Annotated in this window: 15 protein-coding genes and 3 pseudogenes; 11 read left to right on the top strand and 7 right to left on the bottom strand. The window is 75.4% G+C overall.

The annotated features are described in order from the left end of the window. Positions 1-115: 115 nt before the first annotated feature. Positions 116-520: pseudogene (locus tag ACZ4VL_RS02430) on the top strand (glycoside hydrolase); the annotation flags it as partial. Between the two features lie 161 nt (positions 521-681). After that, complete coding sequence (locus tag ACZ4VL_RS02435; protein ID WP_468194690.1) at positions 682-3414, top strand: CBM96 family carbohydrate-binding protein; 2733 nt, start codon at positions 682-684, stop codon at positions 3412-3414. Positions 3415-3466: 52 nt separating this feature from the next. On the opposite strand, the gene ACZ4VL_RS02440 is transcribed toward ACZ4VL_RS02435, so the two are convergent. Next, positions 3467-3868, bottom strand: a complete 402-nt coding sequence (locus tag ACZ4VL_RS02440) for a DUF3224 domain-containing protein (RefSeq protein ID WP_468194693.1) — start codon at positions 3866-3868, stop codon at positions 3467-3469. A gap of 126 nt (positions 3869-3994) precedes the next feature. Here ACZ4VL_RS02440 and ACZ4VL_RS02445 point away from each other — a divergent pair, with 126 nt between their 5' ends. Then, positions 3995-4984 carry a helix-turn-helix transcriptional regulator gene (locus ACZ4VL_RS02445; protein ID WP_468194696.1) on the top strand — a complete coding sequence of 330 codons (990 nt, stop codon included), beginning with the start codon at positions 3995-3997 and terminating at the stop codon, positions 4982-4984. A 17-nt stretch (positions 4985-5001) separates the two neighbouring features. Here the strand turns inward: ACZ4VL_RS02445 and ACZ4VL_RS02450 are convergent, their stop codons facing one another. Further along, positions 5002-5460, bottom strand: a complete 459-nt coding sequence (locus ACZ4VL_RS02450) for a hypothetical protein (RefSeq protein ID WP_468194699.1) — start codon at positions 5458-5460, stop codon at positions 5002-5004. Positions 5461-5569: 109 nt separating this feature from the next. Here ACZ4VL_RS02450 and ACZ4VL_RS02455 point away from each other — a divergent pair, with 109 nt between their 5' ends. The 4 genes from ACZ4VL_RS02455 (at position 5570) to ACZ4VL_RS02470 (ending at position 9959) form a co-directional block, all read left to right on the top strand. Then, entirely contained in the window at positions 5570-5881 is a 312-nt protein-coding gene (locus tag ACZ4VL_RS02455) for a hypothetical protein (protein ID WP_468194701.1), read from the top strand. 966 nt (positions 5882-6847) lie between these two features. Further along, complete coding sequence (locus ACZ4VL_RS02460) at positions 6848-7615, top strand: peptidoglycan-binding domain-containing protein (protein WP_468194704.1); 768 nt, start codon at positions 6848-6850, stop codon at positions 7613-7615. Between the two features lie 247 nt (positions 7616-7862). Next, entirely contained in the window at positions 7863-8939 is a 1077-nt protein-coding gene (locus tag ACZ4VL_RS02465) for an RNA ligase (ATP) (protein WP_468194707.1), read from the top strand. A gap of 96 nt (positions 8940-9035) precedes the next feature. Then, entirely contained in the window at positions 9036-9959 is a 924-nt protein-coding gene (locus ACZ4VL_RS02470; protein ID WP_468194762.1) for an NADP-dependent oxidoreductase, read from the top strand. Between the two features lie 74 nt (positions 9960-10033). Here the strand turns inward: ACZ4VL_RS02470 and ACZ4VL_RS02475 are convergent. Beyond that, a pseudogene (locus ACZ4VL_RS02475) lies at positions 10034-10894 on the bottom strand (RNA-guided endonuclease InsQ/TnpB family protein); the annotation flags it as partial. On the opposite strand from ACZ4VL_RS02475, the pseudogene tnpA reads away from it, so the two are divergent. Further along, positions 10866-11262, top strand: a pseudogene (tnpA, locus tag ACZ4VL_RS02480) (IS200/IS605 family transposase); the annotation flags it as partial. The pseudogenes ACZ4VL_RS02475 and tnpA sit on opposite strands and share 29 nt — an antisense overlap. Positions 11263-11473: 211 nt before the next feature. Here the strand turns inward: tnpA and ACZ4VL_RS02485 are convergent. The 4 genes from ACZ4VL_RS02485 to ACZ4VL_RS02500 form a co-directional block, all read right to left on the bottom strand. Next, positions 11474-14425, bottom strand: coding sequence for a poly(A) polymerase (locus ACZ4VL_RS02485; RefSeq protein WP_468194710.1), 2952 nt, complete (start codon positions 14423-14425; stop codon positions 11474-11476). After that, positions 14425-16350 carry an RNA ligase family protein gene (locus tag ACZ4VL_RS02490; RefSeq protein ID WP_468194713.1) on the bottom strand — a complete coding sequence of 642 codons (1926 nt, stop codon included), beginning with the start codon at positions 16348-16350 and terminating at the stop codon, positions 14425-14427. The genes ACZ4VL_RS02485 and ACZ4VL_RS02490 overlap by 1 nt, the downstream gene beginning before the upstream one ends. A 102-nt stretch (positions 16351-16452) precedes the next feature. Next, complete coding sequence (locus tag ACZ4VL_RS02495) at positions 16453-17172, bottom strand: cysteine hydrolase family protein (RefSeq protein WP_468194716.1); 720 nt, start codon at positions 17170-17172, stop codon at positions 16453-16455. A gap of 579 nt (positions 17173-17751) precedes the next feature. Further along, complete coding sequence (locus ACZ4VL_RS02500) at positions 17752-18978, bottom strand: DUF418 domain-containing protein (RefSeq protein WP_468194719.1); 1227 nt, start codon at positions 18976-18978, stop codon at positions 17752-17754. Positions 18979-19265: 287 nt separating this feature from the next. On the opposite strand from ACZ4VL_RS02500, the gene ACZ4VL_RS02505 reads away from it, so the two are divergent. From ACZ4VL_RS02505 to ACZ4VL_RS02515, 3 genes are all read left to right on the top strand, one after another. Continuing rightward, positions 19266-19781 carry an SRPBCC family protein gene (locus ACZ4VL_RS02505; protein WP_468194722.1) on the top strand — a complete coding sequence of 172 codons (516 nt, stop codon included), beginning with the start codon at positions 19266-19268 and terminating at the stop codon, positions 19779-19781. A 60-nt stretch (positions 19782-19841) separates the two neighbouring features. Continuing rightward, positions 19842-20528, top strand: coding sequence for a hypothetical protein (locus ACZ4VL_RS02510; protein ID WP_468194725.1), 687 nt, complete (start codon positions 19842-19844; stop codon positions 20526-20528). Positions 20529-20912: 384 nt separating this feature from the next. Next, a complete protein-coding gene (locus tag ACZ4VL_RS02515; protein ID WP_468194728.1) occupies positions 20913-21872 on the top strand; it encodes a class I SAM-dependent methyltransferase in 960 nt (319 codons plus the stop codon). Positions 21873-22031: the final 159 nt, after the last annotated feature.

Genomic DNA, 22031 nt, shown 5'->3' on the forward strand with positions numbered 1-22031 from the left:
CCCGGCCGGCTCAGGGAAACCGGGGGGCGTACGGGTTCCCCCGATGCCGACCGGCCGGTAACTTGTCCGCGGCAGTCGCCCGTCCGGGTGGCCCGATCCGGCACAAGCCCGATGAAGAGCCTCGTGCTCCGACGCGGACCTGCGGGCCCCGGCCGGCGCGCACACCGTGGTCCGCGACGAGTCCCACGTCCCGGCGGGCGGCGACTGGGCGACCGGGTACACCAAGTTCCAGTGCCCGGCCGGGCGGTTCCTGATCGGCTACAGCCTGCGCGGCCAGCGCGTCTCGGCGGCGCTGTGCGCACCGGCCCGCACCGCCCTCCCGGCCGGCGGGAGCCGCACGGTGTGGTTCGACCGCGGCGACGACCGCCCGGCGGGCGGCCCCGGCGGTGACTACGCGTCCGGTCACTACAAGGGCCAGTGCTCACCCTCGGAGTACGCGGCCGGCATCGCCTTCACCACCCGCGCCGCCGCCCGCCCGTCCCCGGCGGCCCTGCTCTGCCGCCCCCTGCCGACCCCCTGACCGCCGTCGAGCGATTTCGCATCCAATACGCCAAGTGTGGTGAACGGACCGGCGAATCGGCCTAGGGTGCGCCGTACCCACGGCCGGGGCGGGACGGCGCCCCGCTCCGGCCGCCACCGCACCGCGCACAGCGATCGGATGCACACCCAACTGGGGGTCTCATGCGCAGATCCAGAGGGCTGGCGGCCGCGCTCGCCCTGTCCCTGGCCGGGACCGCCGCGGGGGTCGGTCTCGACCTCCTCCCGCAGGCGGCAGCCGTCACCCCACCCGTGGCCTTCACCGCCGACGCACTGCCGACCTGGCAGCCCGACGGCGTCGTCTGGGCCCTCGCCGAAGCCGGCGGGACGGTCTTCGCCGGCGGTACCTTCTCCGCCGTACGGCCGCCCGAGGGCGGCGCCGGCACCGAGCAGTCCGCCGTGAACTTCGTCGCGCTCGACGCGGCGACCGGCGCCCCGACCTCCTGCAGGCTGTCCTTCACCATCGGCTCGGGCACCGCCACCGTCCGCGCCCTCACCCTGTCCCCGGACAAGAAGACCCTCTACGCCGGCGGCTACTTCGGGGCGGTCAACGGCACCCCGGTCTCCAGCCTCGCCGCCGTCGACGTGGCCACCTGCACGGTGAACACCTCCTTCCGCCCCGCGTTCGCGGCGACCGTGCGGGCCCTGGCGGTCACCGCGGACACCGTCTACGCGGGCGGTGACTTCCTGACCGTCGCCGGGCAGCCGCGCGAGCGGTTCGCCGCCGTCGCCGCGTCCGACGGCGCGCTGAAGCCCTTCCGGGCCGACGCGGACGAGCCGGGCCGGGCCGTCGAGGTCACCCCGGACGGCCGCAACGTCGTCCTCGGCGGCGACTTCTTCACCGTCAACGGCGCGAACTCCCACGCCCTGGCCGTCGTCGACGCCGCCAGCGGCGCGCTCACCCGGGCGTACCCGAACTTCATCGAGACCAACTCCGTCGTCAAGGACATCGCGACCGACGCGACCGGCTTCTACACCGCCAACGAGGGCACCGGCGGCGGCGTCTTCGACGGCAGGATCGCGCTCGACCTGGCCGGCTTCGGCCAGCGCTGGCGCGACACCTGCCTCGGCGCCACCCAGGCCGTCCTCCCGTACCAGAACGTGCTGTACAGCGCCTCGCACGCCCACGACTGCTCCAGCGTCGGCGAGTTCCCCGACGGGCAGCGCCACCACCTGCTCGCCCAGCCGACCACCGGCACCGGCAAACTGGGCTGGGCCCCGGACACCAACGACGGCATCGGCGAGGGCATCGGCCCGCGCGTGATGGCGGTCGGCTCCCGCGGCGGCGTCCAGTACCTCTGGGTCGGCGGCGAGTTCACCACCGTCAACGGGGCCGCACAGCAGAGCCTGACCCGCTTCGCCTCCACCGGGGACACCGGCGCGCCGACCACCCCCCTCGCGAGCGCGGCGAGCTTCCGGCCCGGCGAGGTGCAGGTGCGCTGGCGCACCGGCCTCGACCTCGACGACAGCACCCTGACCTACCGGATCCACCGCAACGGCGCGGCCACCCCGATCGCCACCGTCACCGCCGACTCGCTGTTCTTCAAGCGCCCGCAGGCGTCCTGGACCGACACCTCCGCCACGCCCGGCCAGACGTACACGTACCGGGTCAGCGCCACCGACGCGGCCGGCAACACCAGCGCCCTGTCGGCGACCGCCACCGTGACCGTGCCGCTCTCGGCCGACGCGTACGCGGACCGCGTCCGCTCCGACGGCGCCCGCCTGTACTGGCGCTACGACGACACCGTCCTGCCGTACGCCGCCGACTCCTCGGCCGGCGGCACCGAGAACGGCGTGCACCTGGGTGCCCCCTCCCTGCGGCAGAGCCCGGCGGCGGTCTCGGGGGCGAGCACGGCGATCGGCTTCAACGGCACGGACACCCGTGTCTACGGGGACCACCGCCAGACCATCGGCAGCAGTTGGTCCGTGGAGACCTGGTTCAGGACCGGCACCACCCGCGGCGGCAAGCTCGTCGGCTTCGGGAACAACCAGACCCGCGGCAGCAGCCAGTACGACAAGCACCTCTACATGACCAACGACGGACGCCTCGTCCTCGGCGTCTACACCGGGGCCACCCGCACCGTCACCACCGCCAGCAGCTACAACGACGACAGGTGGCACCACGCCGTCGGTACCCAGGGCCCCGGCGGCATGGTCCTGTACGTCGACGGCGTGCAGCAGGGCACGCTCGCCGTCACCACGCACGAGAACTACTCCGGCTACTGGCACGCCGGCGGCGACAGCCTCGGCGGCTGGCCGAACCGCCCCACCAGCGAGTTCTGGGCGGGCCAGCTCGACGAGACCGCCGTCTACGGCAGCGTGCTGAGCGCGGCGCAGGTCCGCGACCACTACGCCCTGGCCTCCGCCCCCGCCGACACCGTCGTCCGCGTGACCGCCGCCGAGGACACGTACGCGAACGCCGGCGCCCCCGAGGGCAACTACGGGACCTCCGGTTCGCTCGCCGTGCGCGGCACCCCGCTGTACCAGAGCCACCTGCGCTTCGTCCTGCCAGCCGCGCCCGCGGGCACGGCCTTGAAGTCGGCCGTGCTGTCCGTGAAGACCAGCACGATGAGCGGCGCCGGCACCACCGACACGGTGTCGGTGGTCCCGGTCACCGGCGCCTGGACGGAGAGCGGGACCACCTACGACAACCGGCCCGCGCTCGGCGGCCCCGCCCTCGGCAGCTTCGCGGGCATCCCCGACGGCTCCGCCGTGCACACCACGGCCCTGTCCACGGCGGCCGTCGGAGCCGCACTGGGCACCGCCTACAGCGTCGCCCTGACCGGCTCCGGCACGGACGCGCTGTGGCTGTGGTCCTCCGAGGCCCCGGCCAACGAGGGGACACCGCAGCTCACGCTGACCTTCGGCGCCCCGTAAGGGCCACGGCGCCGGCCGCGCCGGCCGCCGGGGGAGTGCGTCCCCACCCGCGTCACAGGTCGTAGGTGAGGACGTACTCCACCGAGGTGTCGCCGTGGCGGTACTCGAACGAACCCGAGCCCGTCAGCCCGGCGAGCTCGCCCGTCCCCGACCCCGCAACCACCTCGAAGCCGCACCGGGTGCCGCCGGCGTCGAACGTGCCGTCCTCCCGGAGCACGAAGGCCCCCCTGCGGCCATCGACGGCACCCGACAGCAGCTCCAGACCCGTGTACGAGCCGACGTTCTCCCCCGTGTACGTGATCGTGTAGGCGCAGGTCGTCGCCTCCGCCTCGATGCCCCCGGTGAAGGAGTTCACCACCGTGGAGCGGGCGATCCGCGGAACGGAGTCGGCCGCGCCGACCGGCTGCTCCTCCCAGCCGGCGAACGTGAAACGACCCGTGGTGCGGACGGACATGGGGAACCTCCCGGTGCTCGACGAACCGGGCGGGATCCAGTTCCCCGCCCGGCGCGGGCACCAGCCTGTCCGGGATACCTGACACCCTCCGTCAGGTATCCCGGACGCGCTGCGGACAATGGCCCCATGCGCGCCGACCGCCTCCTGTCCCTGCTCCTGCTGCTGCAGAACCGCGGCCGGATGACCGCCCCCGAGCTCGCCGCCGAGCTGGAGGTCTCCGTCCGCACCGTCTACCGGGACGTCGACGCCCTCGGCGCCTCCGGCGTCCCCGTCCACGCCGACCGCGGACCCGCCGGCGGCTACCGGCTGATGGACGGCTACCGCACCCGCCTCACCGGCCTCACCGACACCCAGGCCGACTCCCTCTTCCTCGCCGGTACGCCCGGCCCCGCGCAGGACCTCGGCCTCGGCGCCGACCTGGCCGCCGCCCGGCTGAAGCTCCAGGCCGCCCTGCCCACCGCCCTCGCCGACCGGGCCCGGCGCATCGAGGGCCGCTTCCACCTCGACGCCACGGCCTGGTTCCGGGACGCCGACCCCGTCCCGCACCTGGCGCGGATCGCGCAGGCCGTCTGGGACCAGCACGTCCTGGTCGTCCGCTACCGCCGCTGGAACGGCGAGGAGCGCGCCGGCCGCTCCCTGCACCCCCTCGGGCTCGTCCTCAAGGGCGGCATCTGGTACCTGGTGGCCACCGGCGCCGAGGACGGCGACGACCGGGTGCGCACCTACCGGGTGTCCCGGTTCCAGGACGTGGCCACCGGCCCCGGAGGGTTCGCCCGCCCGCCCGGCTTCGACCTCGCCGGGTACTGGGAGGAGTCCGCCCGACGCCTGGACGACGCCCTCCACCACCAGACGGCCCTCGTACGGCTCTCCCCGCGCGGCCGGCGCCTGCTGCCCATGCAGTTCGGGGCGGCCGGCACCCGCGCCCTCGCCGACGCGGATCCCGTCGACCCCGCCGACCCCGACGGCTGGGTCCTCGTCCGCCTGTCCGTCGAGACGCAGTCCGTGGCCGTCGGCGACCTGCTGCGGCTCGGCACCGAAGCCGAGGTCCTCGGCCCGCCCGAGCTGCGCCGCGCCCTCGCCGACACCGTCGCGGCACTCGCCGAGCGGTACCGGTGAGCGGGGCCGCGCCGCGGTCAGCGCGGCGGTTCGACCTCCAGGAAACGGCGCCCGCGCGGACCGCGGTACAGGAGGCAGACCCAGCCCAGCGCCTCCAGTGCCGCCGCACAGGCCCCCAGCCGCTCCCGTTCCTCCCGGGCCGCACCGCCGCCCGGCGGACCGACCCAGGTCACCTCGACCCGGCCGTCCGGCGGCGGGCCGGCCGCCACCCGGTACCCGGTGCGCGTCCGCCGGCCCTCCGCGTCCACCGTGGACGCCGGAAGACCGGCCGCCTCCAGCGCCAGCGCCACGGCGCGCGGCATCTGCCGCAGCTCCCACGCGGCCGGGGCCGCCGCGCCCGTCCCGCCGTCCAGCACGCGGCGGATCTGCAGCAGGCCCTCGTACGCCGTGCGCACCTCGACCGCCCGCTCGGCGGTGGCGGGCACGGCCGGCCCGTCACCGGTCGCCGGCTCGAACCCCTGCCCGGCCGGGGCCATCGTCCACCTCCTGAGTACGCCGCATGAGTACGCGGTATGAGTACGTCACGGCCAACTCCTGAGTATCCGCCCCGATTCCCCGGCGGCCCGCCGCTGCTGGAATGGGGGCATGACTTCCGACGCCCCGCGCGGTGCGCACTGCCCGCCCAGCTCCCCCCGCCCGCGCCTGCAGCAGGTGACCGTGGCCGGTTCGGCCCTGGCCGTGGCGCTGCTCCCGCTCGTGGTGGGCGTCCTCGTGGCCAAGGGCATGGCCGCCGACCCGCACACCCCCGTCAACGCCCTCATCACCAGCGGGGGCCAGCGGGCCGGCCTGCCCCGCGGCGAGTGGCGCCGGCGCGGCCGCACCACGATGAGCCGCCTGCGCACCGTCCGCCACCACGCGGTCCGGCGCTGCGCGGACGTCCGCTCCCGACGCGCCTGAGCCCCCTGAGCCCGGACGGCCCGTCAGCGCCCGTTCTGCCGCATGCACAGGTCCACGATCGACGGCGGCACCGCGCCCTCCGCCGCCGCGCACGGTTCCTCCCCTCCGGATGCCGGCACCGGCACCGGCGCCGGCCGCGGCTCGGGTGCGGGGGAGTGCTGCTGCCGCAGGGCGCGACGGGGCGAGGGGCCCTGAGGGTGCGCCCGCCGGGGCGCGGCCGGGTTCACGGGCCGTACGGCGGACGCCCGGCCCGCAGCCCGGGCCGGGGCGACGGCCGCCGCTGGGACTGGTGGCCGCTCCGGCACGGGGTCCGGCTCCCGCTGCGCGGACTGCGGCCGGGACCGCGCCGGCGGGGCAGCGGCCGGTGTCGGCCTGGGCGGCTGTGCCGCGCGGGACGGGTCGCGCGATGTCACCTGGGTCCCGGACGACGGGGCGGACGTCCGCGCCGGGAGCGGACCGCGCGGTGCGGGCGGAGCCGGGGGCGACCCCATCGAGGCACAGCCGGTGCTCGCGAGCAACGCGACGAGGGACAGGGGCAGGGCCCGGCGTAGCTGCATTCGACCACGATGCCGCACCACCGGGCCGACACGACCGCCCCGTTCACACGTCCGAGGGATGCTGTCGAACGTCTGCCCGTATCGACGTCCGGCGCGCCGGACGGATGGGGCAGTTCGGACAGGAGGCTTGACCGCACCCGTCCCGGGCGGCAAGAGTGCGCCGGTCAGGCAGACAAGAGGACCACCGTACGAGTCGCACATCGGAGACAGCCCAGATGCCCCTACCGGTTCGCTTCCCGCATGTCCCGGCGACGCCCCGCGCCACCGGCCTCCCGGCCGCCGCCCGGACGGCTCCCGCTCCGGTTCCGGCCGCGCGGCGGCGCACTGCCTGACCGGCGCAGGGCGCCGGGTTCCGGCGGGCGGTACCCCCACCGCCGCACGGATCCTCGCCCCGCCCCGGGAGACCACCGTGTCCCACCACCCCGATGACAGCGGGCCCGTCCCCGAGACGCACCCGCCCGCACCTGCCCACCCGGCCCCCGTGGCCGACCCGGCCCTGCCCGTCCGACCGGAGTCCGGGCCGTGGCCGGAGTCCGGCAGGGCCGCGGCCGCCTTCGACGCCTCCTGGTCCGCGCACGGCCCCGAGAAGCCCGACGACACCCCCGCACCCGGGGCCGACACGTCACCCGGGGCCGCGCCGTCCGGCCGCCGGCACGCCCGCCGGGGCCGCCCGGAGGACCGCCGCAGCAGGCTCCCGTGGGCGGCGGGCTCGCTGCTCCTGCTCGGCGCGGCCGGCGTCCTGACGCTGTGGCCGGGCGACTCCGAACCGGATGACGATCCCTCCGTACGGCGGCCCGACCTGTCCGTCCCGGTGCTCCCCGGCGCCAACCCCAGCACCGGCGCCAGCCCCTCGTCGACCCCGTCCGCACGGGGCACCGCGTCCCCGTCGGCGACGCCCAGCCCGTCCGCGAGCCCCTCCGAGAAGCCGCCCGCACCCAGCCGGCCGGCGTCCACACCGCCCGAGCAGCACGAGACGCTGCGCATGGGCGACCGGGGCCCGGAAGTGACCGCGCTCCAACAGCGCCTGCAGGGGCAGGGCTTCACGTACGTACGGATCTCCGGCGTCTACGACGGCCAGACCAAGCGCGGTGTCGCCCAGCTCCAGCGAGACCGGGACATCAAGGGAGACCCGACGGGCACCTACGGACCGGCCACCCGGGCCGCGTTCGGCATCTGACGCCAGTGCCGTGACCGGAAAGGTTCACCGCCTCGCGGCGTCCGGCACGGCACCTCGCCGCGTTGTCGGACCGCGCAAGTACGTCCAGTACGAGCCGCGGCCCTCCGCCTTGCGATGCACCGCACCGGACGCCGCGAGCCGGCAAACCTTTCCGGTCACAGCACTAGCACCACGAAAACCGGTGGACCAGCGGAAATGCCCCGACGGACAGTGGGCGGCGTCCCTGCGCATCCCAAAGGAGCCGCCGATGTCCACCCTACGGGTCACCGTCGAAGAACTGACCGTCCACGAGCACCCCAACGCCGACGCGCTGGAGCTGGCGCAGGTCGGCCTCTACCGCGCCGTCGTCGCCAAGGGGGCCTACCGCACCGGCGAGTTCGCCCTCTACATCCCCGAACAGGCCGTCCTGCCCGCCGCGTTGATCGAGGAGCTCGGTCTGACCGGCCGGCTCGCCGGCTCCGCCGCCGACCGGGTCCGGGCGGTCCGGCTCCGCGGCGAGCTCTCGCAGGGCCTGGTCTGCCGGCCGCGGGCGCTGGCCGAGGTCGACCTGGCGCGCGCCGCCCGGGAGAACACGGACTTCGCGGAGTCGCTCGGCATCACCAAATGGGTCCCGCCGATCCCCACCACCATGAGCGGGGACGTGGAGGCCGCCCCCGACCTGCTGCCGTGGGTCGACATCGAGAACCTGCAGCGCTACCCGCACATGTTCGAGGCCGGCGAGCCGGTCGTCCTCACCGAGAAGCTGCACGGCACGGCCTGCCTGATGACGTACCTCGCCGGCGAGGGCACCGTCCTCGTCTCCTCCAAGGGCTTCGGCTCCAAGGGCCTGGCCCTCAAGGAGGACGAGCGCAACCTGTACTGGCGGGCCGTCCGGGGCCACGGCGTCCCCGAGGTGGCCGCGAAGCTCGCCGCCCGGCTGGGAGCCACCCGGATCGGCGTGTTCGGCGAGGTGTACGGGTCGGGCGTCCAGGACCTGGCGTACGGGGCGACCGCGCGCGCTGCCGACGCGCCCCCCGGGTACGCCGTCTTCGACGTGTCCGCCGAGATCGACGGACAGGTGCGCTGGCTGGACCCCGCCGAGCTCTTCGCCGACGGCGAGCTGCCCCTCGTACCCCGCCTGTACGAGGGCCCGTACGACCTGGACACCGTCCTGGAGCGGGCCACCGGCCGGGAAACCGTCTCGGGCCGTGCCGTCCACATCCGGGAGGGCGTCGTCATCCGGCCCGCGGTCGAGCGGTACAGCCCGGTCGTCGGCGGCCGGGCCATCGCCAAGGCGGTCAGCCCGGCGTACCTGACGCGCAAGGGCGGCACCGAGTACGAGTGACGCGCGTGGCCTGACGCGGTGGCGCCGTCCTCCCGTGGTGAGATGAGCCACCGACGGTTCCACTGCGGAGAGGCCGGACAGATGTCCCAGGACACCATGCGGGCGATGGCGTACGAGACGTACGGCGGGACGGAGGTGCTCTCCGAGACCCGGCTGCCGCTGCCGAAGGTCGCCCCCGGCGAGGTCCTCGTCAAGGTCAGGTGCGCGGGGGTCAACCCCGTCGACTGGAAGATCATGTCGGGCGGCCTCGACGGCCTGATGGACGTCATGTTCCCCGTGGTGCCCGGCTGGGACGTCTCGGGGACGGTCGAACGGGTCGGCATCGACGTCCCCGAGTTCGCCGTCGGTGACGAGGTGATGGCGTACGCCCGCAAGGACCACGTGCACGGCGGCACCTTCGCCGAGTACGTCAGCGTGCCCGTACGCGCCCTCGCGCCCAAGCCCGCCTCCCTCACCTGGCAGGAGGCGGCCGGCCTGCCCCTGGCCGGGCTCACGGCCTACCAGCTGCTCACCCGCCTCGGCACGAACAGGGACGACACCGTCCTCATCCACGGCGCCGCGGGCGGCGTCGGCTCCTTCGGCGTGCAGATCGCCCGGGCGCTGGGCGCCCGGGTCATCGGCACCGCCTCCCCCCGCAACCACGACCGGCTGCGCGAACTCGGCGGCGAGCCCGTCGAGTACGGGGAGGGCCTGGTGGACCGGATCCGCGGGCTCGCCCCCGACGGCATCACCGTGGGCGCGGACTTCGTCGGCGGGGTCCTGGACGTCACCACCGCGGTCCTGGCGCCGGACGGCCGCCACGCCTCCATCGCCGACCACACCGTGCTGGGCGCGGGCGGCCAGTGGATGTGGGTCCGGCCGCTCGGCAGTGACCTCGCCGAGCTGGGCCGCCTCGCCGACAGCGGCAGCCTGAAGGTCACCGTGGCCGAGACCTTCCCCCTCTCGGACCTCCCCGCAGCCTTCGCCCTGAACCAACAGGGCCACACCGCGGGCAAAATCATCATCACCCTGTCAACTTGACCCGGTCTCGAAGGGCCGGGTTTGGAGGTGGGGCGCGGCTGGTTGTCGCGTGGCCTCCTCCGTCTGAGCCACCTCTATGGGGTGGCTGGGACGCGTGACTCACGCCCCGCTGTCCACGAGGTCTGGCCCTCGCGGGCGAGGTTGTGGGACGCGTTGTCGTCCGCGTGCTTGAGGGTCCCGCAGGACCGGCATGCGAACGTCGCTTGATCGACGCGGTTGTTCCGGTCGATGTGGCCGCACTCGGAGCATTGCTGGCTGGTGTACGCAGGATCGACGTACACCAGCGGCACTCCGGCCCGCTTGGCCTTGTACTCGATGTACCGGCCGAGCTGGTGGAAGCTCCACGAGTGCAGGGTGGTCCGCTGGTCCTTGCGGAGCCGTACCCGGCTGCGGATGCCCGTGAGGTCTTCGAGGGCGATACCGCAGCCGGTGCGTTCAGCGGTGGTGACGATGGTCTTCGAGATGATGTGGTTGACGTTGGCGGTGTGCCGGGCTTCCTTGCGGGACCGCTTCTTGAGCAGCCGCTTGGCGGACTTGGTGCCCTTGGCCTGGAGCTTCTTGCGCAGGTCGAGCTGCCGCTCGCGGTGCCGGTTCAGGCCGCGCCCGGCAGCACCGTAGCCGGTGGACGTGGTGGCGATGTTGACGATCCCGAGGTCGACGCCGACGAACCCGGACGGGTCCCCGTGCAGCGGGGCCTGGGGGATTTCGCATACGGCGACCAGGTAGAACACACCGTCGCGTGCGATCAGGTCGGCCTCGCCCCTGCGGTACTCCCGCAACGTCTTGAGCGCGCCGGGCGAGCAGGCGAAGCGGACGTTCCTCAGTCGGCCGGCGGTGGTCCAGATGCTGATGGTCTGCTGGTCGTACTGCCACGACAGACACCGGTCGTCATACGGCTGCGCGGCCTTGGGCCGGAACGCGATCGGCTTCGATTCAGTTGTCCACACCCTTCATGCTCATTCGGTCTTCACGCCCACGTACCGGCGCGGCCCGTTCACCAGCGAGATCCTGGAACGCTGCGCAGAGATCATGCGGGCCGTCTGCGCCGACTTCGAGACCGAACCGGTCGAGTTCAACGGCGAACGCGATCACGTCCACCTTCCGGTCCACTACCCGCCGAAGGTGGCCCTGTCCCGTCTGGTCGGTTCCCTCAAGGGCGTCTGCCCGCCGACTCCGCCAGGAGTTCCCCGACCACATCCACAAGCACCTGTGGGGCGAACACTTCTGGTCGCCCTACTTCGCCGCCTCTGCCGGTGGCGCACCGCTGAGCGTCATCAAGGAGTACATCGAGAACCAGCAGCGGCTCGACCGACCATCACGACACAGGCGCAGGAAACTCCGGCGCTTCACGCCTCCGACCCCAGGAAGCGACTCCTCCCGGGCGCAAACGCCCAGGCGTTCCTCGCCAGATCATGCTGAAACCCGCCCGGAGGATCAGAGCCGCCCGGAGCGAGCCCGCCGCCATCCTCCCTCCCCGCCCCTGAACACCATCCCTCCCGGCCGGAGGCGCCGCCTCAGGGCAGGGTGGGTACCGAACCGCAGCGCGCCCGGAGGACCTCGACCCCCGGCAGGCCGGCGCACCAAGGGGACGTCACGGCCGTGAGGCGGGCCGCGTCCGGCGGCCGACTGCCGAGCCCGATCGCGAAGTCCGCCGCACGGGACGAGGCCGCAAAGGGCCGCGGCCAGGCGTGCGCGTCCCGGACCCCGGCCTCGGCCAGCGCCCCGAGCAGGGCCCGCATTCGTCCCCGGACCCGGCCCAGCGACTCCTCGAACTCCCCCGGGCTGTCGCCCCGTACGCTCACCACGGCCCAGGCTGCGTGCCGGCGGTGCAGTGCCGGCGGCACGAGCAGCCCGTCGCCGGCGCCGGACTCCAGCAGCTCCCAGGCCCGGTACAGCTCCTGCCCGACCAGGTCGCGCAGGCCGGCGCCCACCTGGGCCGTGCAGCTGCGGACCGGCTCCGAAGGCGTGAGGACGGTGACCGGGTCGGAGTCGTCCACGGCCGGGCCGCGGACCGCGGAAAAGAGGCCGACCGGGGTGCGCCAGTCCCAGGCGGCCCAGGTCCCGAAGAACTCCCGGAGCAAGGCGGCCGGGGACAGGTCGGCGGCCTCGCGGACCGTCCGCGCCGCCAGCACCGCCCAGGCCAGCCCCGGCAGCCCGCCGAACGGCGCCGAGTCCAGGCCACGGACCCGGGCCCAGGCCTTCACCTGCCGGGCCAGTTCCGCGAACGCCGCCTGCCGGGGCCCCTCGGAGCCCACGAAGCCGCGTACCGCACCGGCATCGCTGACCGCGCTCAGCGCGATCGCCGCCGCCTCGCCGAGCTCCGCCCGGCGCTCCACGGCCCGCGACGGATCCACCGCCTCCGTGGGGACGACCACCAGGTCCACGTCCAGCCCGTCGACGCGCAGCCGGAGCCCCGGCACCCGGGCGCCCGTCACCTCCCGGATCCGCTCGGCGGCCCGCGGCAGGGCGGCCGCGACCCGGGCCCGTACGTCCGCGAGGTCGACCGTGCCGGGCAGGGCCGCGACCAGGTCCAGGTCCGCGCCGGGCAGGGCGCAGCCCATGCGGCGGGATCCGGCGACGTGGACCACCCCGTCGGACAGCGCTCGCGCGATGCGCGCGGCAACGTCGCGGCCGAGTTCACCGGAGGCGTCTTCGGCCCCCGAAGCAGTTCCCGACTCCGGGCCGATCCCCTCGGGCACCCACCGCACCGTGCCCGTACCGAGCTCCACCGCCGCCCGGACCCGCATCGGCTCGTCCCCGCGCCGTGAGAGCACCGCGAGCTCCCCGACCCGGGCCGGGAACGACGCCCCGGCGCCGCCCAGCCGCGCCGCGTACTCCGCCAGCGCCCGCTGCGGATCCGTGCTGCGCCCCAGCGTCAGGTGCGGGGTGTACCCCTCGCCGCGGCCCCGGCAGCCGGGGAACCGCGCGGTCAGCTCCCGCCGCAGCTCCTGCCAGGGGGCCTCGCCGGCGGCGGCCGGGTCCAGCCAGAGCACGGCGTCCTCCCGCAGCCCGAAGCTGTGCACGCCCGCCAGCAGTACCCCGAACGGGGCCGTCGTCGCGGCCGCCTCGGCCAGCAGCGGCAGCGCCTCCTCGAAGGAGGACTCGGGAACGAAGCCGAACAGCAGGTTGACGTGCGCCGGCCAGCGGTCGGCCGCCGGGTCGTTCTCCCGGCGCAGCCCTTCGACGGCGTCGTGGTGCGGCGGCAGCCATGCCACGGCCGTGTGCGCGGTCGCCGCTCCGTCGAGCACCGCACCCGCGGCGTCCGATCCGGCCCCCACCCCTGCCGCCGGGCCGCTCTCCCCGGAGAAGTCCAGCACGGCCCGGACCCCGTAGTGGTCGGAGGCGAACAGCCCGTCGGCGGCCGGGGCGTCCCCCGTCAGCGCCGCCCGGCGCACCTCGGCCCCCGCCGACCGCAGCAGGACGCGGTCCAGCCGGCCGGGACGTCCCGACAGCGAGCCCACCGCGGCGAGGGGATTGGCCACCGGGTCGAAGGTCGGGGTGGTGTCCCGCACCCCGTGCACCTCGCTCCACGCGTCCCGCATGCCGAGCACGGCCGCGGGCCCTTCCGGCCCGCCGCGGCCGTCGTTGAAGTCGCCGAGGAGCGCCACGTCGGCATCGATGCCGTTGAACCCCTCGCGGAGGCGGGCCAGTTCGCTGCTGCGCCGCTCGGCACTGTTCTCGGTGTGATCGCTCGTCAGGTGGACGCAGGCCACGACGAGCGGGCCGCCGGCCGTGTGCACCGTCACCGCCGTGACGGCCTTGTACGGCCCCAGCTCGTGCACCCCGGCCTCCGCCACCGGCAGCCGGCTGAGCAGGAGCAGCCCGCTCCCGGCGACGTCCTTGCCGGCCGGGTCGGTCCCGAGGGTGTACCCGGCCCGCACCCAGGGCTGCGCCAGCAGCATGCCGAGCAGTTCGGGCTCGACCTCCTGCAGCGCGATGACGTCGGCGTCGGCGGCTTCGAGCGCGGCGAGCAGCAGCGGCCTGCGCCGGTCGGTGGCGATGTGCGGGGCGTCGTACCGGTCCCACAGGGTGTTCCAGGTCAGCAGGCGCACCCGCCCGGGAGCCGCAGCCGCCCGCGGACCGTCGCCCGACGACGGGCCGTCACCCGAAGGACGAGCGTCACCCGCGACCGGGGCATCGGTGGGCCGCCAACCCCCGTCGGAGGGATCCCAGGCGTGCGGGGTGCGGGCGGTGAAGAACGGGGCCCGCAGCAGGCGCGGGGCGCGGACCCGCCCGGCCCGGGTGGAGTCGATGACGTCGAGGCCGCTGGCCCGGTCCCAGACGAGCTCGCCGTCCGCCTCGACGAACAGCACCCGGTGCCAGGGGATGTCGCCGCCGGGCACGAACGCGGGCAGCGGGATCCGCTTCGGCGGGGCCCCGCGCTGGTGCAGGCCGAGCACGAACCGCGCCGGGTCGAACCGGGGGTCCCATCGGACCTGGTGGTACAGCTGCTCACTGGTGCGCATCAGCAGTCCCCGTCCGTGGTGCCGAGGGTTCCGGCGGTGTCCTCGACGGTGCCGCCGGCGCCGATGTACCGGATGCGGTGCGCCTGCCCGTCCCCCGGATACGGGGGGCTGAACCGGTGCAGCTGGGAGGCGAGCACCTGGGGCGGCACCGGGTGGGGCCGTACGGTGTTGCGCCGCATCAGCTCCGCCTCGTCCACCAGCACCACCGCATGGGTGACCAGCGCGTCGCGGCGGGCGGCGACCGCGCCGGCCAGCCCCCGCTGCTGCGCGGTGAGGGAGGTGGCGTCCCAGACGACGGTGCCGCCGCCGGCCAGCGCCGCGTCGAGCCGGTCCAACCCCTCGCGCAGCACGTCCGCGTTGGCGCGCTGGTCGGTCCGGGAGCCCCGGGCGGCCCGCAGGTCGTCGAGGCTGACGTACGCGGCCACGCCCGGCAGGCTCCGGGCGTACGTGCTCTTCCCACTGCCCGACGGCCCGCACAGCTGCACCAGCCTCGGGTAGCCGCCGTCCCGCCAGCGCCAGGTCGCGGCCACGGCCTCCTCGGCGGTGGAGATCCGGCCGCGCGCGAACGCCTCCAGGGCCTCGGCCCAGCAGCGGTCCGCCGCGTCCGGATCCCGGTCCGCCAGGTCGGCGAGGGCGGTCCGCACCCCGGCCCGCAGCGGGCCGAGGGGGTCGGGGCCGAACAACCCCTCCTCCTGCGCGTACAGCGCGGACCACTCGACGCACTCCCCGGCCCCGGCCCCGGCCCCTGCCCCGGCCCCGGCGTCGTCCGCCGGGCCCCGGGACGCCCCGGTCCCGACGGCGGCGAGCGCGTGCAGTACCCCGAGGTCGGCCGCGCAGGCCATCCGGACCAGCCCGGCCCGGCGCAGCTCGTCGGGGAACGGCCGCCGCAGCCGCGGGTACAGCCCGACCAGGTCGGCGACCCGGCGGGCGAGTGGCATGCCGAGCGGCCCCGCCGCCAGCCGCGCGGCTATGCGGGCCCGCGGGGTGCGGTGCAGCAGGGCCGCGAGGACGCCGGCCAGGCGGGCGTCCCCGGTGCGGCCCAGCGCGTCGAGCCGCCCCGCCACCTCGTCGACGACCGCATCGCCGGCACCACCGGGAGCCACGGTCACGACCCCGGCCGCAACCCCGGCCGCAGTCCCACCCGGACCCGGACCCGCACCCGGACCGGCACCCGGACCGGCACCCGGACCCGGCCCCGCCTCCGACCCGGCCCCGGCCCCGCCTCCCGCCCCGCCCCGGAGGCCGAGGGCGGCCGTCAGCCCGGCCACGTCCGGTTCGGCGCCCGACCGCACCGCCCACAGGGCGGCCTGCGGGCCGAGCCCGTTCGGCACGACGGGGGCGTACATCCAGTGCGTGTCGGTCTGCACGTGCCCGCCGCGGACCCACTTGGCCACGCACCGCCCGAAGTCGGCACGGTCGAAGCCGGCCGCCGTCCGTACGACGTAGCCCTCCTGCCGGGCGGTGTCGATGCGCAGCCGGCGCAGCGCCCGCTCGTCGAAGACGCCCCGCCACAGCACGCGCGGGGTCGGCACCCCGAGACCGTGCAGGAAGCGCACCGTGCGGTCCCAGCCGAGGCAGTGCTCGCCGTCCCACACGGAGAACCCGTAGAACCAGCTGTCGAGGTCCTCGTAGGCGATCGAGTGCCGGGCGTACATGTTCTCCCCGCACACGCGCCGGCCGGCGGGTATGCCCGCGCCGATGCGGCCCTGCAGGCCCTTGACCCAGGCGCGCGAGGGGTGGTGGCCGGAGTCGAGGGAGCGGGCGTGCAGGCCGTCCGCGTACAGGGTGGTGTTCTCCCCGTCGAGCTTCTCGGTCACGACGACCTCGCGCCCGGCGAGCCCCGCGAGTCCGGCGGCCCGCACGTCGTCCGCCGTCGTCCCCGGCGACCACGGCAGGTGCGGGGTGCGGGGGTAGTGCGTGCGCATGAGGGGCTCCTGCTCGACGACGTGGTGCCAGGTCACTGTAGGTATCCGGCCCGGCCCCCTCCACCCAATATCCGCCTTCGCGGACCGTCCGGGCAGCCCGCGTCAGGCCTGCCGGCCGGCGAGGAGGGCGAGGACGTCCGCGGTCGGGCGTACGTCGCCGAAGCTGCGGTAGACCGTCGCCAGGGTGGCGTTGTGGGCGGCGTCGCTGCGCGTCGCGCACGCGTCGGCCGCCAGGACGACGCGGTGGCCGAGCGTGGCCGCGTCCCGCACGGTGGCCTCCACGCACACGTCGGTGACCAGCCCGCACACGACGACCGTGTCGACACCGCGCTCGTCGAGCACTTCGGGCAGTGGACAGCGCCCGGGGAAGAACGCGGACGCGGCGCTCTTCTCCACCACCGGATCCTCCGGCGCCGGCACCAGCTCGGGCCACAGCCGGTCCGCCACCGTGCCGGCGCCGCCGGCGAGCCGGTAGCGCTCGGCGACCTCCGGCCCGTAGAAGTCCACCGCCCAGCGGGTGGGGCGCGCCGCGACCGCCGGCAGCACCCAGGCGACGGTGCCGCCCGCCGACCGGGTCCCGTGCGCGAGGGCCCGCACCTGCGGCACGACGCCCAGCCCGAAGCCGTTCCCCGCGACGAAGAACCGCACCATGTCGACCACGACCAGCGCGGTCCGTTGCCCGCACAGTTCGTCGTACGCGTGGCGCCGGCCCCGGCGGCGCTCGTGCCGCGCGTACTCGTCCGCGTCGATCCGCCACGCGTGCCGCCGCGGCTCGATCCCGTCCACCGCGTCCGCTCCCTGCGCCGCCCGTACGTCGTCCATCGGCAGTCGGCTCCTCAACCGCACAGGGCGACGATCTCGGGGGCGACGGTGCCCCTGGCCGCCTCGCACAGGGGGCGCATGTCATAGCTGCGGCCCGGGACGGGTCCGGGACGCGGCTGCGCGGGCGGACGCGCGCGCGACTTTGACGCGGACTTTGACGCGGACTGGGACTTGGAGGCGGCCTTGGCGGGGGACTCGGACGTCGACCGGGAGGCGGCCCGGCGGGACGGCGGTTCGCCGGGCGGCGCGGGAGCGTCAGTTTCGGCAGCCGGCGGGGGAGTCGGGGAGGTCGGGGAGGATGACGCGGTCGTCGATGTGGGGAGGGGCGTCAACGGGCGGGCGGCCATCGTCGGTTGCGGGGCCGGGCCTCCTGCGGCGGGTTCCGGTCCGGGCGGGGCCGGAGGTGCGGGCGGCCGCACGGTCACGCACCCGGCGGTCAGCATCACGGCGGCAAGGACCAACGGGAGGTGCGGAGTTGCTCGGCGCGGCTGCTGCATCGGCTGCATGCGTCCAGCTTGCCGTACGGGCGGTTCGGCGAGCCACGGGCCGTCATGCGCACGGGTGAACCGCACCCGCGGCTCACGCCGGCGTGCGCCCCCGCGAGGCGAGCCGCAGCGCATGCTCCAGCGGGCCCCGGCGCAGCGGGCTGTCCGCCCAGGCCCGCTGCCAGCCCCAGGCCGCGGCGACGGACACACCGGCGAAGGCGGCCAGCGCGGTCCAGGACCCGGCTCCGTGGGCCGGTCCGGCCAGCACCAGCGCGTGGGCGACGTATGCGCTGAGCGCCATCGCCCCGAGCGCCGCGAGCGGGCCCAGCACCAGCAGGCCCGCCCGGCGTTGTGCGGCGAGCACGAACAGGCCGATGAGCGCGCAGCCCACGCCCGCGTTGCCGATCGTCTCCAGCGGGGTCTGGCTGTACGGGTCCGCCACCAGCAGCCACTCCCAGGAGGTGCTGGGTATGGCCCCGAACTGCCCGCCCAGCACCGCGCCCACGGGGTCGGCGGCGCCGGCCGCCTCCGGGTGCCGCTCCGCTATCACCGACAGCAGCCGGTCCCGGCCGCCGAGGGGACGGGCCCACAGCCAGGCGGCGCCGTACCCGGCGGCCGCGGCGGCCGCGCCCCAGACCGCCATGCGTGCGGCGGAGCGGCGTTCCCGCAGGTCGCACAGCCGGCCGAGGGCCAGCCCCACCAGGACGTAGGGGAAGTAGGTGGCCAGCGGGTAGGCGCCGGTCAGCAGCAGCTCCAGCAGTGTCCGGCCGAGCCCGTCCCAGCTGGTCAGGGCGGACACCTCGGGGACCGCGCCGCGCCCGGAGGCCGCGTACCCGAAGACCGGGCCGAGCACGTACGACAGCACGGGGCCCGCGATGACGGAGGTGCCGGCGACGGCGGTCAGTACCGGGGTGGTGAGCCGGGTGAAGGGTTCGGCGGCGAGGAAGTACACGGCGAAGAAGGTGAGGATGACCAGGATCCCGGGCCACAGCGCGGCCAGTACCAGGCCGAGCACGGCCAGTACCGCGCAGCGCGTCAGGAGCGCGCGGTGCCGCTGCGCCCAGCTGCCGGGGGTCTCCGCCGGAGGGCCGTCGCCGCTGCGCTGGGCGAGGGCCAGGGAGAACCCGGCGAGGAGGGTGAACAGGGCGGGCGCCCGTCCGTCCGCCGCGACCACCAGGTAGCCGGCGCCCTCGGGCTGCGGGCCAGGCCCGACGTGCACGGCGAACATGCCGAGGACGGCCAGTCCGCGGACGGCGTCGACACCGGTCGAGCGGCCCGCGCCCGCCTCGCCGCGCGGACGGGAAGCGCCGGCCACTCGCATGCCTGTGCGTGCCTCTCCTCTGTCCCGGCCGGGGGCCGGTCCTTTTCACGTGGTCGGACCAGAGGGTTTCATTCCGCCAGTCCGCGCGGCGAACATACCAGGGCTGGTGTAACAAGGTAATAAGCCGGAATGGCCGGTATGGGAACGATACGCAGCCCCGCCCGCCCCCGGGGCACCACGCCCCCGCCCTCACCCCCGCCCTCGCCCCTTCGGCCGCCACGGGCTGCCGCCGGGCCGCCGCCGGGGAAATCCCGGGTGCGCGGCCCCCGGTCCCGCAGCATGGGGGCATGAGCGACAGCGTGATCACCTATACCGTCTACCTCCTGGCCGATCCCGCACGCGTCTGGGAGGCCCTCACCGACCCCGCCTTCACCCGCCGGTACTGGGGCCTGAGCTTCGAGACCGACTGGGCGGTCGGCTCGCAGATGGCGTGGGTGGAACGCGGGACCCGGACCAGCGATCCGGAGCAGGTGGTCCTCGACTGTGTGCCGGACCGCAGGCTCGCGTACACCTGGCACACCTTCACGCCCGAGTGGGCGGCCGCGGTCGGCGTCGACGAGGAGCTGCGGGCGGAGCTGTCCGCGCAGCCGCGGACGAAGGTGACGTACGAGATCGAGCCCGTCGGGGACTCCCTCACCCGGTTGACGATCCGTCACGAGGGCTTCGAGCCCGGCGGCACGCTGATCGGCATGTGCAGTGAGGCCTGGCCGATGCTGGCCTCCAGCCTCAAGACCCTGCTGGAGACGGGGGCTCCGCTGCCGGAGGAGGGCGCCGCGGGGCCGGGCCCGGAGCCGACGGTGTGACGGTCCCGCGGCGCCACCCTGCGCACCGGCTCCTCCCGCCGGTCGTGTGGAATGGGCCCCATGGGGACACAAGAGGACCTGATACGCCCGGCCGAAACGGCGGCGCCGCCCGAACACTGGCGCTACGCCCGCCACCTCGAAGCCCTGGCCGCAGCGGCAGCCGCCGCCGCGCCGCGCGCCGTCCCACCGGCGGAGTCCTCGCCCCCGGTTCTGCCGGCGCCGGTGGTCGGGTCCGTGCCCGCGCCCGCGGGGCGGGCCGCGTCTGCGTCTGCGTCCGGTCCGGCGGCTGAACCCGTGGCCGAAGCCGTGGCCGAAGCCGAAGCCGAAGCCGAAGCCGAAGCCGTGGCCGTGGCCGAGGCCGAAGCCGTGGCCGCGGTCCTGCGCGATCCCGACCTGGTGATGGCCGAGAGTGCGGTGGTCACGCACCTGGACCGCCGCGCCGCCCAACTCCTGGACGCCGCGGCCTTCCCCGCCTGGGCCGAGGCCATGGCCGGCGCCCTCGGCGACCGCGCCTTCCCCGCGCGCAGGCTGCGCGAGTGGAACCTGCTCAGGGCGATCGGCCGCGGCGGGCCGTGGTCGGCGGCGGAGCTCACCGCCGCCTCCGACTGGTGCCAGCGGACCGCGGTCCGGCTGCTGGCCTCGCACGAGGCGCTCACCCTGCTCGCGGGCTCGGCCCGCACCCGGCGCGTCCGCAACGCCGCCGCCCTGCGCCTGCGCCGCAGCAGCCGCAGCACCCACCCGGCCTGACCGCCGCCCCGCTCCGCGAGGGACCCGCTCAGCGAGGGACCGGATCCGCCGGGCACGCGGCTCCGCCCGGACCCCCGCCCCGAACGCCGGCGAGGCCGATGCTGCCGCCCCGGACGTGTGTGGCCGGCCGTGGAGGCGCGGCCGGACGCCTGCGGGCGTACTCGCAGGCCGGGGGCGGGAGTTGTGTTCGTGTCGGTGCGGGAGAGTCGCAGCCCGGCGGGGGTGTGAAATCAGACAGACAGGGGTAAAACCAGCCTGTCGGGGCGGCGGATTTCATCGGCTTGCACAGGAGTCTCGTCATCCGGGCATGCCGCGGTTTATGGTCTGGCTACCCGGCCGGGTATCAGCGTTGATCAGATGCCGTTCCACTGGAGGCTGTACTCCGTGTCGCACGTTTCGCAAGCTCCCGTCACCACCCCCGACGGCGAGCCGGCCCTGCCCGCTCCCACCGCGTACGGCGAGGTCAAGGGGTGGTTCTCGGACTGTGACCAGGCGCTCTTCGACTGGTTCCTGACCCACCAGAGCAGGGACGGGGGGAAGCCGGGCGACCTCTTGGAGCTCGGCGCGTTCATGGGGAAGAGCGCGATCTTCCTCGGGCAGTACCTGCGGGACGGCGAGGAGTTCACCGTCTGCGACCTCTTCGACTCGCCGGCGCCGGACGACTCCAACCTCGCGGAGATGCAGGGCTCGTACGCGACGCTGACCCGCCGTGGTTTCGAAACGAACTACCTGGCGTTCCACGAGGAACTGCCGACGATCATCCAGGCCCCGACCTTCGTGGTCGCCGAGCGGGTGCGCCCGGCGAGCTGCCGGTTCGTCCACATCGACGCCTCCCACCTGTACGAGCACGTCGTCCAGGACATCGCGTCCTCCCGCGTCGTGGCCGCGCCGGGCGCCCTCGTCGTCTTCGACGACTACCGCTCGGAGCACTGCCCGGGCGTCGCCGCCGCGGCGTGGGGCGCGGTGGCGGTCGACGGCCTCCGGCTGATCGCCGTGTCGGGGTCGAAGCTGTACGCGACCTGGGACGACCCGGAGCCGTACCGCACGGCGCTGCTGGAGTGGCTGGAGGGCCGGACCGACCTGTGGCACGGCGTGGAGATGGTGGCCGACCAGCCGCTGGTCCGCATCGGCGACCACGGGGCCGTCCCGCCGGCGATCCCGAAGCCGCTGCGGCCCGCTCCCGAGCCGCCGGCCCCGCCCGCGCCGGCGCCCGCCCCGGTGCGGCAGCCCGTGGCCCGTCCGCGGCCGGGCGCCCCGTGGCGCAAGCTCGCGAAGGACCTGCTCCCGCCGGTGGTGACCCGCGCGATCGTGGCCGAGATGCGGCGTCGGCGGCGCCGTCCCTGACCCTCCACGACCGCCCCTGGTGACGACCTGCGGTGGGGGGGGGGGGGGGGGGGGGGGGGGGGGGGGGGTTTTTTTTTTTTTTTTTTTCCCCCCCCCCCCCCCCCCCCTCCCCCCCCCTCCCCCCCCCCCTCCCCCCCCCCCCCCCCCCCCCCCCCTCCC

The organism is Streptomyces sp. NPDC029014, assembly GCF_055564695.1.

Excerpts from the sequence above, each read along its gene's own strand:
- ACZ4VL_RS02435 (WP_468194690.1), top strand. The coding sequence starts at position 682 with ATGCGCAGATCCAGAGGGCTGGCGGCCGCGCTCGCCCTGTCCCTGGCC.
- ACZ4VL_RS02450 (WP_468194699.1), bottom strand. The coding sequence starts at position 5,460 with ATGGCCCCGGCCGGGCAGGGGTTCGAGCCGGCGACCGGTGACGGGCCG.
- ACZ4VL_RS02505 (WP_468194722.1), top strand. The coding sequence starts at position 19,266 with ATGAGCGACAGCGTGATCACCTATACCGTCTACCTCCTGGCCGATCCC.
- ACZ4VL_RS02495 (WP_468194716.1), bottom strand. The coding sequence starts at position 17,172 with ATGGACGACGTACGGGCGGCGCAGGGAGCGGACGCGGTGGACGGGATC.
- ACZ4VL_RS02445 (WP_468194696.1), top strand. The coding sequence starts at position 3,995 with ATGCGCGCCGACCGCCTCCTGTCCCTGCTCCTGCTGCTGCAGAACCGC.
- ACZ4VL_RS02455 (WP_468194701.1), top strand. The coding sequence starts at position 5,570 with ATGACTTCCGACGCCCCGCGCGGTGCGCACTGCCCGCCCAGCTCCCCC.
- ACZ4VL_RS02510 (WP_468194725.1), top strand. The coding sequence starts at position 19,842 with ATGGGGACACAAGAGGACCTGATACGCCCGGCCGAAACGGCGGCGCCG.
- ACZ4VL_RS02440 (WP_468194693.1), bottom strand. The coding sequence starts at position 3,868 with ATGTCCGTCCGCACCACGGGTCGTTTCACGTTCGCCGGCTGGGAGGAG.
- ACZ4VL_RS02470 (WP_468194762.1), top strand. The coding sequence starts at position 9,036 with ATGCGGGCGATGGCGTACGAGACGTACGGCGGGACGGAGGTGCTCTCC.
- ACZ4VL_RS02500 (WP_468194719.1), bottom strand. The coding sequence starts at position 18,978 with ATGCGAGTGGCCGGCGCTTCCCGTCCGCGCGGCGAGGCGGGCGCGGGC.
- ACZ4VL_RS02485 (WP_468194710.1), bottom strand. The coding sequence starts at position 14,425 with ATGCGCACCAGTGAGCAGCTGTACCACCAGGTCCGATGGGACCCCCGG.
- ACZ4VL_RS02490 (WP_468194713.1), bottom strand. The coding sequence starts at position 16,350 with ATGCGCACGCACTACCCCCGCACCCCGCACCTGCCGTGGTCGCCGGGG.
- ACZ4VL_RS02465 (WP_468194707.1), top strand. The coding sequence starts at position 7,863 with ATGTCCACCCTACGGGTCACCGTCGAAGAACTGACCGTCCACGAGCAC.